13 protein-coding genes are annotated in these 16,626 nt (G+C 66.7%); 3 read left to right on the forward strand and 10 right to left on the reverse strand.

Going from position 1 to position 16,626, the window contains the following annotated elements; translation table 11 throughout:
- Positions 1–212 precede the first annotated feature (212 nt).
- The 7 genes from ACTJLD_RS28550 to ACTJLD_RS28580 all read right to left on the reverse strand — a co-directional run bounded on the left by ACTJLD_RS28550 (position 213) and on the right by ACTJLD_RS28580 (position 7,792).
- A complete protein-coding gene (locus ACTJLD_RS28550; protein WP_011355572.1) occupies positions 213–578 on the reverse strand; it encodes a response regulator in 366 nt (121 codons plus the stop codon).
- A gap of 35 nt (positions 579–613) precedes the next feature.
- The gene (locus tag ACTJLD_RS28555; protein WP_059696528.1) at positions 614–1,573 is read right to left on the reverse strand and encodes a chemotaxis protein CheX; all 960 of its coding nucleotides are present in this window, start codon (positions 1,571–1,573) and stop codon (positions 614–616) included.
- Positions 1,574–1,605: 32 nt separating this feature from the next.
- Positions 1,606–2,187, reverse strand: coding sequence for a hypothetical protein (locus ACTJLD_RS28560; RefSeq protein ID WP_440660145.1), 582 nt, complete (start codon positions 2,185–2,187; stop codon positions 1,606–1,608).
- Positions 2,184–2,924, reverse strand: a complete 741-nt coding sequence (locus tag ACTJLD_RS28565; protein WP_374702489.1) for a methyl-accepting chemotaxis protein — start codon at positions 2,922–2,924, stop codon at positions 2,184–2,186. The genes ACTJLD_RS28560 and ACTJLD_RS28565 overlap by 4 nt, the downstream gene beginning before the upstream one ends.
- A gap of 10 nt (positions 2,925–2,934) precedes the next feature.
- Entirely contained in the window at positions 2,935–5,307 is a 2,373-nt protein-coding gene (locus ACTJLD_RS28570; RefSeq protein WP_440660146.1) for an MCP four helix bundle domain-containing protein, read from the reverse strand.
- 449 nt (positions 5,308–5,756) lie between these two features.
- The gene (locus tag ACTJLD_RS28575; RefSeq protein WP_059696531.1) at positions 5,757–7,487 is read right to left on the reverse strand and encodes a cation acetate symporter; all 1,731 of its coding nucleotides are present in this window, start codon (positions 7,485–7,487) and stop codon (positions 5,757–5,759) included.
- Positions 7,484–7,792 (reverse strand): DUF485 domain-containing protein, encoded by a 309-nt coding sequence (locus tag ACTJLD_RS28580; protein ID WP_027791268.1) that lies wholly within the window; start codon positions 7,790–7,792, stop codon positions 7,484–7,486. The genes ACTJLD_RS28575 and ACTJLD_RS28580 overlap by 4 nt, the downstream gene beginning before the upstream one ends.
- Before the next feature lie 272 nt (positions 7,793–8,064).
- Between ACTJLD_RS28580 and ACTJLD_RS28585 the strand changes: the two genes are divergently transcribed.
- Positions 8,065–8,748 (forward strand): alpha/beta hydrolase, encoded by a 684-nt coding sequence (locus tag ACTJLD_RS28585; RefSeq protein WP_440660148.1) that lies wholly within the window; start codon positions 8,065–8,067, stop codon positions 8,746–8,748.
- A 50-nt stretch (positions 8,749–8,798) separates the two neighbouring features.
- Here ACTJLD_RS28585 and ACTJLD_RS28590 read toward each other — a convergent pair whose 3' ends face one another.
- Complete coding sequence (locus ACTJLD_RS28590) at positions 8,799–10,310, reverse strand: amino acid permease (RefSeq protein ID WP_060056156.1); 1,512 nt, start codon at positions 10,308–10,310, stop codon at positions 8,799–8,801.
- Positions 10,311–10,416: 106 nt separating this feature from the next.
- Entirely contained in the window at positions 10,417–11,823 is a 1,407-nt protein-coding gene (locus ACTJLD_RS28595; protein WP_027791265.1) for an aspartate ammonia-lyase, read from the reverse strand.
- A gap of 141 nt (positions 11,824–11,964) precedes the next feature.
- Between ACTJLD_RS28595 and ACTJLD_RS28600 the strand changes: the two genes are divergently transcribed.
- A complete protein-coding gene (locus ACTJLD_RS28600; protein ID WP_060085063.1) occupies positions 11,965–12,939 on the forward strand; it encodes a LysR family transcriptional regulator in 975 nt (324 codons plus the stop codon).
- Positions 12,940–12,999: 60 nt separating this feature from the next.
- On the opposite strand, the gene ACTJLD_RS28605 is transcribed toward ACTJLD_RS28600, so the two are convergent.
- Entirely contained in the window at positions 13,000–14,064 is a 1,065-nt protein-coding gene (locus ACTJLD_RS28605) for an asparaginase (protein ID WP_175757346.1), read from the reverse strand.
- A 322-nt stretch (positions 14,065–14,386) separates the two neighbouring features.
- On the opposite strand from ACTJLD_RS28605, the gene ACTJLD_RS28610 reads away from it, so the two are divergent.
- The gene (locus ACTJLD_RS28610) at positions 14,387–16,621 is read left to right on the forward strand and encodes a TonB-dependent receptor (RefSeq protein ID WP_440660151.1); all 2,235 of its coding nucleotides are present in this window, start codon (positions 14,387–14,389) and stop codon (positions 16,619–16,621) included.
- The last annotated feature ends 5 nt before the right edge of the window (positions 16,622–16,626 follow it).

Below are 16,626 nucleotides of genomic sequence, written 5' to 3' on the forward strand. Positions count from 1 at the left end.
GACCGGGAGCCGCCCGCTGCGCCACCCGCGCCCGCCCGGCCACAGATGCCCGACGCCACCGAGGAAAAAGACGGCACCCATGGCACCAATGGCCAGCACACCGCCCCGGATCGCGCCGAACGTATTCATCCGCGCAGTCATCGCGGGCGTCTGCGGTGCGGAGCGGACCTCGACCGTCGCACCGTCCTGCAAGCTGACGTCGCCGACACGCGTCAGCCCGCGAGCTTCTTCAACGCGTCGAGCACCGCGTCGCCCTTGAACGGCTTCACGATCCAGCCCTTCACGCCGGCGGCCTTGCCGCGCTCCTTCATCGCCGGGCTGCTTTCGGTCGTCAGCATCACGACGTTGACCGTCGAATTCGCCAGTTCGCCGCGGATCTTCTCGACCATCGTCAGGCCGTCCATGTTCGGCATGTTCACGTCGCTGATCACGAGGCGCACGCCGGGCGTCGCCTTGAGCTTCGCGAGCCCGTCCTTGCCGTCGACGGCCGTCGCGACGTCGAGCCCGTGATTGCGCAGGAAACCCGCGACCTCGTCGCGCACCGTGCCCGAATCGTCGACCACCAGAATCTTTGCCATGCTGTATTCCCCTTTCCTTGTTGCGACTTCAACATTCAAAACAGTTCGAGTTCACCCGATTCGACCATCGGCCCCACGTCCTGCACCGATTCGCGGAAATCCTCCGGCGACCAGCTCAGGCTGAACACGAAGCGCTGGTCGATGCAGACGGCGCGCCCCGATGCCGGGTCGGTCATCCGGTACTTGAAGCAGAGCTGCGGGCAGTCGCCGCCGAACGAGATGAACTTCTGCTTGTGATTGACGACGAGCGGCACCTGCACCGGATGGCGCGCCAGTGCCTCGGCGTCGCCGAGATAGCGGTTCTTGAACGCGCCCCACACGAGATTGGTGAGCTCGCCGAGCACGCCGTTCACGTCGCGGAAATCCGGCGCGCGGCCGGCGTCGCGCGTGCCGCCGAGCATGTCGAGCAGCGGCTGCTCGCTCGTCTGCAGCAGCATGTAGCCGCGGCACCACGCACTTTCGAGCGCGATCAGGCTGAACACTTCGCCGAAGATGATCTGGTCGCGCACGATACACGGCGTTTCGTGCTCGATCGTCATGCCCGGGAACAGGCCGTCGAGGCGCGCCTCGGTGATCTCCGAGATGCCGCGCACGAGCGCGTTCGGGTAATCGCGGCCGAACAGGTATTCGTCGATCGCGCGCTTGAGCGGCGTCATGTCGTCCGCGACGTAGGCCGCGCACGCAACGCGCGCGAGCGCCTCCGGCAACCCGTCGCGCGACGCGTGCGAGTCGCGGCGCAGGATGATCGGCAGCTCGGGGCGCAGCGCATCGATCTGCGTCGCGATGATCGCGCTCTCGGCCGGCGAGCCGCCGTAATCCTCGGCCAACAGGATCGCGCCGAGGTCGATGTTCGAGCGCAGCACCTTCAGCAGCCGGTTGCGCCGCACGGTCAGGCCGACCAGGTTGTGCTCGTCGCAGAAACGCTTGATCGCGTCGGCGTGCGCGCGACTGTCGTCCAGCACGAGCACCTTGCTGACGGGTTGGTCTACGGTCATCTCAAGGTTTCCTAATGGTCGGTCGGGGTCGGTCAGAACAGTTCGAGCTCGCCGCCGGTTTCCATCACGGCCGTTTCCGGCACGTGGAAATCGACCGGCGCGTTCGCGCATACGCACAGCGTCGCGCCGACCCGCACGCCGCCGTCGAGCGTCAGGTCGTAAGCGGCCACGTGATCGGGCGACAGCGCGCCCAGGTAATCGATGCTCGATCCGCTCAGCAGATAAGGCGTCGACATCCCCAGGTCGGGAAACGGCGCGGTCAGCGCCTGGTTGATCGCGCCGCAGCACAGGTTCGCGACCTCCATGAACGCTTCGGGCAGCGGCCGCTGGCTGCCGGCGCCCGCGGTCGCGCCGGCGAAATGGCGGCGCGTCGCGTCGTCGTCGCTGAAGCGCAGCGCGAGCAGCAGGCGGAAATGCAGCGCCGAGATCGTCAGCGCCGCGACGTGCTCGGGCACCGTCGGCTTCGCGCGTGACTTCGCGCGCGCGCGATCGTGCGCGTCGTGCGCCTCGCCGGCGGACGGCCGGATGTCGCACGCACCGCCGGATGCGAGCCGCGTGCGCGCCGCATCGAAGAAAATCCGCTCGAAACCGGCTTTCGCCTGCGCGCTGATCACGCCGCGCCTCCGTCGATCCGCGCGTGCAGTTGCCCGGCCAGCGCCTCGACGGTCGCCAGCGCGGCCGTGATCATCTTGCCGCCGGCCTGGATGTCCTGGAACGTCGCGGCCGTCACGAGATCGTTGCGGTTCAGGCTGTCGCGATAGCTGTTCGACAGTTGCTGCGAGCGCGCGGCCAGCCCGCGCACCTCGCTCGCGACGATCGAGAAGCCGCGCCCGGCCGTGCCGGCACGCGCCGCCTCGATCGACGCGTTCAGCGACACGATCGACACGTGCGCGACGATCGCCGACAGCTCCTGGTTCTTCGTGCGCATGTCCTGGTTCTGCGTGGTCAGCGAGATCATCTGCTCGTGCCAGCGCTCGAAGGTGCCGGCGAGCCCGCGCAGGCGCGCGGCTTCGTCGGCGATCTTCTGCGCGTGCTGCGCCAGCGCGGCGCGATCGGCCGACATGGCCTGCAGCGCGTCACGCTGCGTGCCCGCCGCGGAAGTCTCGCGTGCCAGCGCATCCTCGAGCTGCGCCTCGCGTTGCGCCCATGCGTCGGCCGCCTCCGCGTGCGCGGACGCCGCCTGTTCGGCACGCTCGCCGGCCGCGTCGAGCGCAGCGCGCAACGCATGCGCATCGCGCTCCAGCGCCGCGACGAGCCGCTTGCGCATCACGCGAAATGCGATCGCCGCCACGATTGCGACGACTGCGCCGCCCGCCAGCGCGGCGGCCATCTGGATCATCCACGCCTGCACGATCACTTCGTCACTCCACTGCGCCGACGTCCGCGCTGCGCGCGCGCTCGTGAGCGGCACCGTCGGCCGCGAAGCGGGCCGGCAACGACACGATCGTTTCGAATGCACGATACGGCGCGCCGACACGATCGTCGGTGAAACGCAGCGCGATATCGCCACCGTCGCGCTTCAGGAAGTTGCGCACCGCGTCCATGCCGACGCCGCGCCCCGACACTTCGGTCACGGCACTCGCGGTCGAGAAGCCCGGGCGGAAGATCAGCTCGGCCACCGCGTCGTCGGACAGCGCCGCGTCGTGGTCGGCATCGATCCAGCCACGCTCGCGCGCGATGCCGCGAATCCGGTCGAGCGCGAGGCCGCGGCCGTCGTCGCTCAGCACGAACCACAGCTCGCCGCCGCCCACGCCGACCGCGATGTCGATCGTTCCGGATGCCGCCTTGCCGGCCGCGCGCCGTTCGTCGGACGATTCGATCCCGTGGTCGATCGCGTTGCGCAGCAGGTGCATGAACACGTTCTTCAGCGTCGCGACGATTTCGCTGCGCACGCGCTGGCCATGGCTGTCGATATGCACGACGGGCGCCGGCTTGCCGAGTTCGGCCGCGAGCGACGGCAGCGACTCGATCACGCCGCCGAGCGCATCGCCGATCCCCTGCGTGCCGAGCTGGCTCAGCATGCGGCGTACGGCATCGCGTGCCGCGTGCCAGTCGGCCGCGTTCGCCGGATCGGCGCCGTCGAGCACGCGCAGGCTCTCGCTGATGTGCGCGCGCTCGACCATCAGGAAGTCGGCGCCGCCCGGCACCGCGTCACCGCTGCGGCCCAACGTGACCGCATTGATCGTCGCGTAGTGCTCGACGGCCTCGCGCACGCGCGCCAGGTCGTCCATCAGCGCGTCGCGGTTCCACTCGGGGCCGCCGTCCGCGCGGCGCAGCGAGTCGTACGCCTGCTCCGCTTCGTGGACGATGTTCGTCAGGTGCTGGAGGCTGTACGTGCGTGCATTGCCCTTGATCGTGTGCATGTTGCGGAACAGCGCCGCGACGATCGAGTGATCGGCGCGCTCGTGCTGGCGGATCATCCGCTCGTTCTCGCTGAGGAAACCCTTCGCGCTGTGCACGAAGTCGTGGAACTTGTCCTGGCTGATCGACAGGATCTCGCCGATCATCTCGAGGCGGCGCTGCTGCTCGCCGGCCTGCGCGGTCAGCTCGCGGATCTCGGTCACGTCGCGCACGCACAGCATCAGGCGCACCACCGTGTCGGTCTCGTCGGTGATCGCCGACCAGCTCAGGTCGAGCCACTTCTCGCGGCCGTCCGGCATCCGCTTCGCGACTTCATTCACCAGCAGGTGCTCGTTGAACTCGAAGTTCATGCTGTCTTCGCCGAGGCACGCGTGCACGGCCGCGTCGACCTGCGAACGCGCATCGGCGCCGATCGCCGAATCGTCGAACACGAGCGCCATCAGGTCGCGGCCGGCGATGTCGCTCGTCTCGAAGATGGTCTCGAGGTACGCCGAATACTCGGCATGCACGACGCCGCCTTCGACGACGGTCAGGATCCCCTGCTGCATGTTCTGCAGCATCGCCTGGATGTCCGCCGTCTTCTGCTTGAGCTGCGCGGCGTTCTCCTGGATCTTCTCGATCATCCCGTTGAACGCGACGATCGAATGGCCGATTTCGTCCATGCGGCCCACCGGTACGCGGCGCGTGAAATCCTGGCTCGCCGCGATCTCGCTCATCGCCGTCTGCATCCCGATCAGCGGGCGCGTGATCTGGCGATACAGCAGCAAGCCGAGCGCGGTCAGCAGCACGATCACCGTGCCGGCGACGCCCGCGATCGCGGTCGCCGTCGTCGAGAGCATCCCGTTCAGCGCGCTGATCGCGACGTCCTTCTGGCGGTTCTTCTCGACGCGCAGCGTGTCGACGATGCTTTCGAGTTCGTCGCGATACTGCGCGACGTTCGCGAACAGGTACGCCTGCGCCATCTCGGGCTTGCCGTCGGCCTTCATCTTCACGGTGTCGTCGATCGCCGCGAAATAGTTCGCGGCGCTGTCCTTCGCCTGCGACACGAGCCCGACCTGCGCCTGGCCGACCGCCGACTTCGCCTGCACGTCGAGTGCGGCGCGCAGCGCGGCCTGCTTCGCCTTCAGCTCGTCGCGCGCCTGGGCGGCGGTATTCGCGTCGGGCGCGTAGACGAGCGTCATCGTCGCGATCTGGATGTTCTTCACATCGGCGACGAGATCGGCCGACGCGAGCGCGCTCGGCACGATGCCCTGGGTGACCTGACGCACCTCCGACGCGCTCTTGCGCGTCTGGTACACGGCATAGATGCCGATCGCGGACAGCGCGACGAACGTCAGGACGACTAGCAGCGTAATGCGATGACGGATGGTCATGAGTACAGCTCCCCGCAGCGATCCGGCTTCGATCGCCGTTTGGTCTATTGAAAGAATGTGAGCGCCGAATTATCGGGGATGGTGTATGACGCTCCGATGACCGGAAATCAATCGTTCATTGATAAAAATGCAATGAATAATTGTGGCGAAAGAACCCTAAAGTATTGCCGGGATCTGCCGTTAACCCTCTGCCTCAAGGCTTCTGGCGGTGCCTGTGCGTGACCGGAAATCCGGGATACGGATATTTTTTTATTTATTCGATCCGCGAATTGACCGTTATATGACTTTCGCAAAACGTTTGCGAATTATCGGCGAATCCGGTTGAATGCGCGATTTTTTATTGCCGGTGAATCATTGGACGGACGGATGAAAACGATACCGCCCGCCCCGGGGCCGACGATGCGATGAACGGCATCGTCGGCCCCGGAGCGGGCGTGACCGGCGGCCGGTCAGTGGCTGCTGGCGCGGGTCGCCCCCAGGCCCGTTTCCGAGCGCACCTGCTGCGCGGCGAACGCGCCCTTCTCCGACCGTGCGCGCGCGCTCGAGTCAAGCACCGAGAACAGCCACACGCCCACGAAGCCGATGGTCATCGAGAACAGCGCGGGCGACGTGTACGGGAACCACGCCGAACCCTTCGGATAACCGAGCGTTGCCTCCCACACCGACGGCGACACGATCGTCAGCCCCACCGACGAGACCAGCCCCAGGAACCCGCCGATGACCGCGCCGCGCGTGGTGCATCCCTTCCACATCATCGACAGGAACAGCACCGGGAAGTTGGCCGACGCCGCCACGGCAAAGGCCAGCGACACCATGAACGCGACGTTCTGCTTCTCGAACGCGATGCCCAGCAGCACGGCGATCACGCCGAGCACCAGCGTCGTGATGCGCGACACCTTCAGTTCGTCGGCACTGTCGGCCTTGCCGTTCTTGAAGACGGTCGCATAGAGATCGTGCGACACCGCGGAAGCGCCGGACAGCGTGAGCCCGGCGACCACGGCAAGGATCGTCGCGAAGGCCACGGCCGAGATGAAGCCGTAGAACACGTCGCCGCCCACCGTCTTGGCCACCAGCACCGCGGCCATGTTGGCCGTACCCGCGCCGCCCTTGATCACGCCCTTGGCCACGTCGGACAGTTCCGGATTGGTCAGCACCAGCGTGATCGCGCCGAAGCCGATGATGAAGATCAGCACGTAGAAATAGCCGATCCAGGTGGTGGCCCAGAACACCGACTTGCGCGCTTCCTTCGCATCCGGCACCGTGAAGAAGCGCATCAGGATGTGCGGCAGGCCGGCGGTGCCGAACATCAGCGCCATGCCGAACGAGATGGCCGAGACCGGATCCTTGATGAACCCGCCCGGCGACATGACGGACAGCCCGATACGGGTCGCGTCGTCCGTCGATTTGCCGGCATTCGCGGCAATCGCGGTCTTGACCTCCACGGCATGGGCGAACAACGCCTCCGGGCTGAAGCCGTACTGCGCGAGCACCATGATCGCCATGAACGTCACGCCCGCGAGCAGCAGGCACGCCTTGATGATCTGCACCCAGGTGGTCGCGGTCATGCCGCCGAACAGCACGTAGACCATCATCAGCGCGCCGACGATCACGACAGCCACCCAGTAGTCGAGACCGAACAGCAGCTTGATGAGCTGCCCCGCGCCCACCATCTGCGCGATCAGGTAGAACGCCACCACCACCAGCGTGCCGATCGCGGCGAAACTGCGGATCGGCCCCTGCTCGAAGCGGTAGCCCGCGACGTCGGCGAAGGTGAACTTGCCGAGGTTGCGCAGCCGCTCGGCCATCAGGAACGTGATGACCGGCCAGCCGACCAGAAAGCCGATCGAATAGATCAGGCCGTCGTAACCCGAGGTCATCACCGCGGCGGAAATGCCGAGGAAGGAGGCGGCCGACATGTAGTCGCCCGAGATCGCCAGCCCGTTCTGAAACCCGGTAATGCCGCCGCCGGCCGTATAGAAATCCGCCGCGGAACGCGTGCGGGAAGCCGCCCACTTGGTGATCCACAGCGTCCCTGCCACGAACAGCGCGAACAGGACGATGGCCGTGGTGTTGGTCGCCTGCTTGGCGGTCTGCCCGACATCGCCGCCGCCCGCGACGGCCACGCCGCACGCGCTCGCGGCCAGCAGCGCGACCAGCATCGTCGAAAGTGTCTTCTTCATCGGGCGACGTCCTGCAGGATGTCCTGCGTCAGTTGGTCGTATTCGTTGTTCGCGCGGCGCACGTAGATGCCGGTGATGACGACGGTGAACACGATCACCGCCATGCCGATCGGCACGCCGACACTCGTCACGCCGGTGCTCACGGGCTTCGCGAGAAACGACTTGTCGAACGCGATCAGCGCGATGTAGCCGTAGTAGACGATCAACATCAGCGCGGTCAGAAAGACACCGAGCGTATTGCGCCGTCGCTTGAGCAGCGCGTACTTCGGATGCGCTTCGATTTTTTTCACCAACCCATCATGCATCGCCTGTCTCCTGGTTTGCTTTTTGAATGAGTTCGGCGATTCTGAATAGCGAAGCTGACTGCGCGCTTACTCGATCTTGCGCGCGCGGCATTCCGGGCACTATGGTTTTCCCTAGCGGGTTCGGGCGTGGCGGCGGCATCGCCTGCGCATGAGCGGCAGGCTCGATGCGTCGAATTCATTCCTCCCAGGAAACAATCAATCGCTCGCCGACGATTCACCCGCCCGTCCGTACGCTCTAGACTGTCGCATCGTTCCCTTTCCGGATTCACGCAATGACCGACGTCCTGCCGCTGACCACCGATCCCGAGTCGGGCCTCCCATACCGGCTGCGCCCTGCCGCCGGCCGCCCCGTTGCCCGCCTGTTGCTGCTGCATGGCGTCGGCGGCAACGAAACCAACCTGCTGAACCTGGCCGGCATCATCGATCCCCGGATCGAGATCGCGTTCCTGCGCGCCCCGCTCACGTTCGGGCCCGGCCAGCATGCATGGTTTCCGGTGCGCTTCGGCCCGAACGGCCCCGAAATCGACGCGGCCCGCGCGGACGAAAGCCGCATTCAGCTGATCACGCTGCTGCGTGCATTCCGCGCCCGCGACGGCGCGGGCGCCGCATTGCCGACCGTGATCGCCGGCTTCAGCCAGGGCGGCATCATGAGCGCGGGCGTCGGCCTCACGTCGCCGGACGATGTCACCGCCTTCGCGGTGCTGTGCGGGCGCATCCTGCCCGAAATCGATCCGCTGATCGCGCCGCGCGATGCGCTTCGCCCGCTCCATGCGCTGATCGTGCACGGCCGCTTCGACGACAAGCTGCCCGTCGCGTGGGCCGACACCGCCGACGCGAAACTCACGGCGCTCGGTGTCGCGCACGATACGCGGCTGTATGATGCCGGCCACGAGCTGACCGCGGAGATGGCCGGCGATTTCGGCCGATGGGTCGGCGAACGCGCCGGCTTGAACTGACCGTACCGGCGCGCCGGGCGCGACCGCGCCGGCGCGCCCGGCGTGTACCGTCAGGCGCCCCGCGCCGGATCGGCGACGGCACCCGTGGCGACGGACGTACGCGCATTCGCCGCCTGTTCTCGCGCGGCACCGCGCTTCGCCAGCTTCCAGCCCACCACGAGTGCGAGCACGACGACCGGAATCATCGCGATGGTCCACGTGCCGCCCGGATAGTCGAACGCCATCAGCACCAGCACGCCGACGAGGAAGGCGAGCGTGAGCCACGACGTGAACGGCGCGCCGGGCATCCGGAACGACACCGCCTTCAGCTCGCCGCGATCGACCGCGCGGCGGAACAGGATCTGGCACATGACGATGAAGCCCCACGTCGTGATGATCCCGAGCGACGCCATGTTCAGCACGATCTCGAACGCCTGCGCCGGCACGATGTAGTTCAACGGCACGCCGATCGCGTTGATCGCGACCGTGATCAGGATCCCGCCGTACGGCACGCCGCGTGCGTTCATCCGCGACACGAAGCGCGGCGCCGATCCGCCCATCGCCAGCGAGCGCAGCACGCGCCCGGTCGAATAGAGGCCGGAGTTCAGGCTCGACAGCGCGGCGGTCAGCACCACGACGTTCATCACGGTGCCGACGTACGGCACGCCGAGCTTGCTGAAGAACGTCACGAACGGGCTTTCGTGCGAGCTGTATGCCGTCCACGGCAGCAGCATCGTCAACAGCACGACGGAGCCGACATAGAACAGCGCAATACGCCACATCACGCTGTTGATGGCTTTCGGCAGGACCTTGCGCGCATCGGCCGTCTCGCCCGCCGCGACGCCGACGAGCTCGATGCTCGCGTACGCGAACACCACGCCCTGCACGATCAGCACGGCCGGCAGGAGGCCGTGCGGAAAGATCCCGCCGTGATCCGCGACCAGGTGAAGCCCCGGCATCTGCCCGGCGACCGGATGGCCGCTCGCGAGAAACACCGCGCCGACCGCGAGGAACACCGCGAGCGTCCCCACCTTGACGAGCGAGAACCAGAACTCCATCTCGCCGAACACCTTCACGCCGATCATGTTCATCACCGACACGATCCCGAGCGCACCGAGCGCGAACACCCACTGCGGCACGTCCGTGAACACGGCCCAGTACTTCATGTAGATCGCGACTGCCGTGATGTCGACGATGCCGGTCGTCGCCCAGTTCAGGTAGTACATCCAGCCCGCGACGAACGATGCGCGCTCGCCCATGAACTCCCGCGCGTACGACACGAAGCTGCCGCTGGTCGGCCGGTGCATCACCAGCTCGCCGAGCGCGCGCATGATCAGGAAGGCGAACACGCCGCAGACGAGATACACGAGCGCGAGCGCGGGCCCCGCGCTCTGCAGGCGTCCACCCGCACCGAGGAAGAGGCCGGTGCCGATCGCACCGCCCATCGCGATCATCTGCACGTGCCGCGGCTTCAACTGCTTCGCGTAACCTGCTTCGTGCGATGCAAACATCGCGTCGGGGTCGGCATGACGGGAATCCGCGCCGCCGGCCGGACCGGCCGGGCGCTCGCTGCTGTGGTTCATCGTGAGTCTCCGTAGTTTCTTGATGTGTCGCGCCCCGCGCGGGGGCGCTGATGAAATGACGGCCCGCCGGGCGCTCAACGCGCGCGCCGGCGGCCTTCAGCCGGCGTCAAAGCACGCGCGGCCGGATCAGCGCTTCGGGCTGAAGCGCTTCGTCGACCTGCGCATCGGTCATCCACTGGCGTTCGAGAACGACCTCGCGAATCGACTTGCCAGTTGCGTGCGCTTCGGCCGCCACGGCGGTCGCGCGCTTGTAGCCGATGTACGGATTCAGCGCGGTCGCGAGCGCGACCGAGCGCTCCATCGTCTCGCGCAGCCGCTCGGGGTTCGCGGTGATCCCGCTCACGCAGCGCTGCGCCAGCGTCGTGCAGGCGGCCGTCAGGTGGCTGAAGCTGCGGAACAGCGCGCTGGCGATCACCGGCTCGAACGCGTTGAGCTGAAGCTGCCCGGCCTCGGCGGCGAAGGTCACGGTCAGGTCGTTGCCGAACACCTCGAACGCGACCTGGTTGACGACTTCCGGGATCACCGGATTCACCTTGCCGGGCATGATCGACGAGCCGGCCTGTACCGGCGGCAGGTTGATCTCGCCAAACCCCGCGCGCGGGCCGCTCGACAGCAGCCGCAGGTCGTTGCAGATCTTCGACAGCTTCACGGCGATCCGCTTGAGCACGCCCGAGACCTGCACGAACGCGCCGCAATCCTGGGTCGCCTCGATCAGGTTCGGCGCGGTGCTCAGGTCGAGCCCGGTAATGCGCCGCAGCGCCGCCAGCGCCTTCTCCGCGTACTGCGGATGCGCGGTGATGCCCGTGCCGATCGCGGTCGCGCCGAGGTTGATCTCGCGAATCAGCCAGCCGGCTTCCTGCAGGCGTGCAATGTCTTCCGTCAGCATCACCGCGTAGGTCGAGAATTCCTGGCCGAGCGTCATCGGCACCGCGTCCTGCAATTGCGTGCGGCCGAGCTTCAGCAGGCCGGCGAACGCGTCGGCCCGCTCCGCGAACGCATCGCGCAGGCGCGCCATCGCTTCGAGCAGGTGCTCGAGCGCGAAGCAGGTCGCGACGCGGATCGCGGTCGGATAGACGTCGTTGGTGCTCTGCGCGAGATTGACGTGTTCGTTCGGATGCAGGTATTCGTACTGCCCGCGCGCGTGCCCCATGAGTTCGAGCGCGCGGTTGCAGATCACCTCGTTCGCGTTCATGTTGGTCGACGTGCCGGCCCCGCCCTGGATCACGTCGACGACGAACTGGTCGTGCAGGCGCCCTTCGCGAATCTCGACGCACGCGGCGGCGATCGCATCGCGGTACGGTCGCGGCAGCAGCCCGAGCTCGCAGTTCGCGTCGGCCGCGGCCTCCTTCACGGCGGCGAGCGCCATCACGAGGTACGGCAGCGACGCGATGGTGCGGCCCGAAATGTCGAAGTTCTCTTTCGCGCGCAGCGTATGGACGCCGTAATACGCGTCGTCCGGAATACTTCGTTTGCCTAAAAGATCCGCTTCGACGCGGAAGCCGTTTTCTGTCATCGTGCCCTCCTGGATGTCTCGTACCGCTTGCCGTTCGCCGCTTCCCGACGCGACGGGTTCGCATTCTATGCCTTTGCAAAAACAAGCTCGCTTATGTATTATCGAAAGCGGTTTTGCGTGGGACGCAACAGCGAGAATCGAATGAAAAAAGGCGCGAGAGAAACCGGCATCGATCACATGGGCGCGATGCGCGCGTTCGTGAGAGTGGTCGAAACAGGGAGTTTTTCGGCGGTCGCGAAGGAGATGCACGTGTCGACGTCGACGGTCGCGCGCAAGGTCACGGCGATCGAGGAGGCACTCGGCGTCGCGCTGCTGCACCGCTCGACGCACAGCGTCACGCTGACCGAGGCCGGCCATATCTACCTGGAACGCGCCGTCACGCTGATCGCCGATCTCGACGACACGCTGCGTGTCGTCGCCGAGCTGAATGCGCAGCCGAGCGGCCCGCTGAAGCTCACCGCGCCGGTTGCGTTCGGCCGCCGCCATCTCGCCCCGCTGGTCGCGCCGTTTCTCGCGCGCTACCCGACGATCCAGCTCGACGTGCGCCTCACCGACAACCACAACGACCTCGTGGCCGGCGGCTTCGACCTCGACATTCACGAAGGCGAGAACTACCTGGACAACCTCGTCGTCCACCGCCTGTCGCGCAACGACAGCATCCTGTGCGCAACGCCCGGCTATCTCGACCGCTGCGGGCGCCCGTCCACGCCGGACGACCTCAAGCAACACAACTGCCTGCGCTACGTGCACCCCGAAGGCGATCCGCGCTGGGAGCTCGTGAACGGCGACGCGCATCACAGCCTGCTGCCGGCCGGCAACCTCGTCACCGACCATTCGGAGCTGCTGCTCGAAGCGACCTGCGCGGGGCTCGGCATCGCGGAGTTCGAGATCTGGCTGGTGCGCGACCTGCTCGCCAGCGGGCGGCTCGAAGCCGTGCTGCCGCGCTACCGGCTGCTGAATCGGCTGACGGGCGAATACATCTACATCGCGTATCTGGCGAACCGGCGCAGCTCGGCGAAGCTGCGCGTCCTGAAGGACTTTCTCGCGGAACACCTCGCGCACATCGGCGAGCTGTCGGCGCTGGAGCTGGCGAAGATCCGCGGCGCGCGCACGTAGCGCTCGCGCCTGCGTTCACGCCCGCGCCGGCCGGCAGGCATGTGCCCGCCGCCGCGCCGGTCAGGCCGGCTGCAATTCGAACGGGAACGTGGCGTGCCCGATCTCGACGCCCTGCGTGTTGCGCATCGGCGGCCGATGGAAAGCGGCCAGTTGCGCGCGCTGCCCGGCCGTGCCGATCTGCAGCCGCTCGAGGAGTTCGCTGACGACCATGTAGAGCACGTCGAGATTGCCGTCCTCGATCTTCACCGAGATGCCGAGCGCGCCATCGGCGCCCAGTTGCCGCGTGCGCGCCGACGCACGCACGCCGATCCCGTAGCACGCATCGGCGCCGAGCTTGCCGACCACCTGCCCGTCGAACGCTTTCATCAGCACCGTGCAATAGCGCCCGTCGCCGGCCACCAGTTCCGGATACGCGGTCATCGCACGATGAATGCGCGCCAGCGCGCGCACGCGATCGCTGATTGCGTCACCGCCCGCCTCCACCGTATCCGCCCCGTCGGCCAGCGATGCGTACAGGCGCGCCAGCCGGTCCAGCGGAAACGCCGGCGTCGGCAGGTTGCACCCGTCGATCGCCCAGCCCACTTCGTCCTCGCGCAGTCCGCACGCATCGGCCATCACCTGTTTCACGCGCACCTGCATCGGATGCTCGGGCAGATGGTAATCGGCGATCGCGGCGCCAATCGCCTGCGCGCCGGCCAGCATCCCGACATGCTTGCCCGAACAGTTGCTGCATACGCCGGTCGGCGTGTAGTCGCGCTTGATCCACGCGCGGTACACCGCGTCGGACAACGGCGGATGGCCGCCGCAACGCAAGTCCGATTCGTGCGCGGCGACTTTTGCGAGCATCGCGCGCGTGCGGTCGATATGCCGGTCCTCGCTGCTGTGCGACGCGCACATCAGCGCGATGTCCGCATCGTCGAAGCCGAAGCGCTCGGGCGCGCCAGTCTCGATCACCGACAGCGCCTGGGCCGGCTTCGCCGCCGATCGCGCGAGCGTCATCCGGAACGGATTGCCGAACCGGGCCAGCAGCCTGCCGCGTGCATCGACCACCGCCACATCGGCGACGTGCGTGTTCTCGATCGCCTTGCCGCGGTACGTGACGACTGCTGCGCGTTGGGTGTCCATCTTATGTTGTCTCCATGCTCGGGGCCTGCTTGCCGGGGCCCTTCCAACCGGTACGGCAGTGTAGCGAGTCGCCGCGCCACGCGCCGGCCCGGCCATGGAAAGCGGTGTTGCATATGACGCAAAGGCGATCGCGCCCCCACGAAGACCTGACCGAATTAGTACAAAAACCATTCAATCGTTTACAGAATTAGTACCAATCCGTAGAATTGCGACCGCAAACGCGAATCATACGCATTTACATTGACGTTTTCCGATGTTCCGCACTGCCCGGCCTGCATCGAGAAGACGCGCCTGCTCACCGAATCTTCTGCTGCCTCTCGATATGCCCGCCCAGTTCAAAACGAGGCCTCGCGCCCTCGTGTCGGCGCTGACCTGCTCCGTTTTCCTGACCCCGCTGCTCGCCTCCGCCGAAACGGCACCGCCCCCCGCCGCCGACCGGCCGGCCCCGTCCGCCGACGTGCAGGCGACGCTGCCGACGATCACGATCCAGTCGTCCGCGCCGTCGGACATGCAGGTGAAGCAATCGCCGTCGTACAAGTTCACCGCGCCGCTGCTCGATACGCCGCGCTCGGTCACGGTGATCCCCGAGCAACTGATCAAGGAAAAGAACGTCACGTCGTTCGCGGACGCGCTGCGCTCGGTACCGGGCATCACGTTCCTCGGCGGCGATGCGGCCGCGAACCCGTCGGCCGACCGCCCGGTGATCCGCGGCTTCGAATCGCGCAACTCGATCTTCGTCGACGGGATGCGCGACTCGGGGCTGCAGAACCGCGAAACGTTCGCGGTCGAGCAGATCAGCGTGATCAAGGGCCCCGATTCGGTCTATGCGGGCCGCGGCTCGGTGGGCGGCAGCATCGACATCGTCACGAAGACGCCGAAGAACGACGACTTCATCAACAGCAGCATCGGCTTCGGCACCGACGGCTACAAGCGCGCGACGGTCGACGCGAACCGCAAGATCAACGACACGACGGCCGTGCGCCTGAACGTGATGGGTCACGACGCGAACCAGGCCGGCCGCAACGACGTGTACAACAAGCGCTGGGGTGTCGCGCCGTCGATCGTGTTCGGGCTGAATACGCCGACCATGGTCACGGTCAGCTACTACCACATGAACTCGTACGACATGCCGGACTTCAGCGTGCCGTTCCGCGCGTCGGGCGGCACGCCGGTGCCGACCGATCGCGGGCAGTTCTTCGGGTTGAACACGCGCGACTACCGCTACGGGCAGACCGACACCGCCGAAGTGCGCGTCGAGCACAAGCTCAACGACGACTGGAAGCTGAAGAACACGACGATGTTCGGCCGCTCGACGCTCGATTACGTCGCGACGAACCCGCAGATCCTCGCGTCGAACCCGAACATGCTGAGCCTGCAGGCAAAGAGCGGCAAGTACGCGCTCAACGGCTTCTCGAACCAGACCGAGGTGACCGGCAGCGCGAGCCTGTTCGGCATGAAGCACACGATGACGGCCGGCGTCGAGTTCAGCCATGAACAGGCGCGCTACGAGGGCTACCTCGTGTCGGATTCGGCCGGCCACAACATCCGCTCGGGCGGCCCGTGCTCGGTGGCCGGCAACTGCACGCCGCTCGCGGGCGGCTGGAACCCGAACATGCCGTGGACCGGCAGCATCGTGCTGAACGGCGACAAGGGCTTCCCCGGCGCGACGACGAACACGCGCACCGACACCGTGTCGGCGTACATCTTCGATACCGTGAAGCTGTCCGAGCGCTGGCAGTTCAACACGGGGCTGCGCTTCGACCGCTACGACACGACCGGCAAGCAGGCCGGCGTCGCCGACCTGTCGAACACGTCGAACCTGTTCAGCTACCAGTTCGGCCTCGTGTTCAAGCCGGTGAGCAACGTGAGCCTGTATGCGTCGTACGGCACGTCGTCGAACCCGCCGGGGTCGAACGGCGGCCTCGGCGGCGGCACCGACCAGATCACCGCGACGAACCAGGACCTCGCGCCGGAGCGCTCGCGCAACATCGAGATCGGCGCGAAGTGGGACGTGCTGCGGGATCAACTGTCGCTGACGTCGGCGTTGTTCCAGACCGAGAAGACCAACGCGCGCGTGAGCGACGGCCTCGGTCACACGGTCAACGCGGGCAAGCAGCGCGTGCGCGGTTTCGAATTCGGTTTCGCGGGCAACATGACGCCGAAGTGGCACGTGTTCGGCGGCTACTCGTACCTGAACGCGATCACGACCGACGCGGGCCCCGGCAACCCGGGCGCATCGGGCCTGCCGATGGTGATGGTGCCGAAGCACAACTTCACGCTGTGGACGAGCTACGACGTGATGCCGAAGCTCACGCTCGGCGCCGGTGCGACGGTGATGAGCCAGACCTATGCGTCGGTGTCCGCGACGACGAAGAAATGGACGCCCGGCTACGCGCGCTTCGACGCGGCCGCCACCTGGCGCGTGAACAAGACGATGGACGTTCAGCTGAACGTGCAGAACCTGTTCGACAAGAAGTATTACGCGAGCGCGTACCCGATCTACGCGACCTGGGCGCCGGGCCGTTCGGCAATGGTCACGCTCAACTTCTATCAGTAACGCGG

The organism is Burkholderia sp. 22088, from assembly GCF_052045915.1.
Taxonomy (GTDB): domain Bacteria; phylum Pseudomonadota; class Gammaproteobacteria; order Burkholderiales; family Burkholderiaceae; genus Burkholderia; species Burkholderia cepacia.

Excerpts from the sequence above, each read along its gene's own strand:
- ACTJLD_RS28580 (WP_027791268.1), bottom strand. The coding sequence starts at position 7,792 with ATGCATGATGGGTTGGTGAAAAAAATCGAAGCGCATCCGAAGTACGCG.
- ACTJLD_RS28605 (WP_175757346.1), bottom strand. The coding sequence starts at position 14,064 with ATGGACACCCAACGCGCAGCAGTCGTCACGTACCGCGGCAAGGCGATC.
- ACTJLD_RS28610 (WP_440660151.1), top strand. The coding sequence starts at position 14,387 with ATGCCCGCCCAGTTCAAAACGAGGCCTCGCGCCCTCGTGTCGGCGCTG.
- ACTJLD_RS28575 (WP_059696531.1), bottom strand. The coding sequence starts at position 7,487 with ATGAAGAAGACACTTTCGACGATGCTGGTCGCGCTGCTGGCCGCGAGC.
- ACTJLD_RS28600 (WP_060085063.1), top strand. The coding sequence starts at position 11,965 with ATGAAAAAAGGCGCGAGAGAAACCGGCATCGATCACATGGGCGCGATG.
- ACTJLD_RS28555 (WP_059696528.1), bottom strand. The coding sequence starts at position 1,573 with ATGACCGTAGACCAACCCGTCAGCAAGGTGCTCGTGCTGGACGACAGT.
- ACTJLD_RS28585 (WP_440660148.1), top strand. The coding sequence starts at position 8,065 with ATGACCGACGTCCTGCCGCTGACCACCGATCCCGAGTCGGGCCTCCCA.
- ACTJLD_RS28570 (WP_440660146.1), bottom strand. The coding sequence starts at position 5,307 with ATGACCATCCGTCATCGCATTACGCTGCTAGTCGTCCTGACGTTCGTC.
- ACTJLD_RS28595 (WP_027791265.1), bottom strand. The coding sequence starts at position 11,823 with ATGACAGAAAACGGCTTCCGCGTCGAAGCGGATCTTTTAGGCAAACGA.
- ACTJLD_RS28550 (WP_011355572.1), bottom strand. The coding sequence starts at position 578 with ATGGCAAAGATTCTGGTGGTCGACGATTCGGGCACGGTGCGCGACGAG.
- ACTJLD_RS28590 (WP_060056156.1), bottom strand. The coding sequence starts at position 10,310 with ATGAACCACAGCAGCGAGCGCCCGGCCGGTCCGGCCGGCGGCGCGGAT.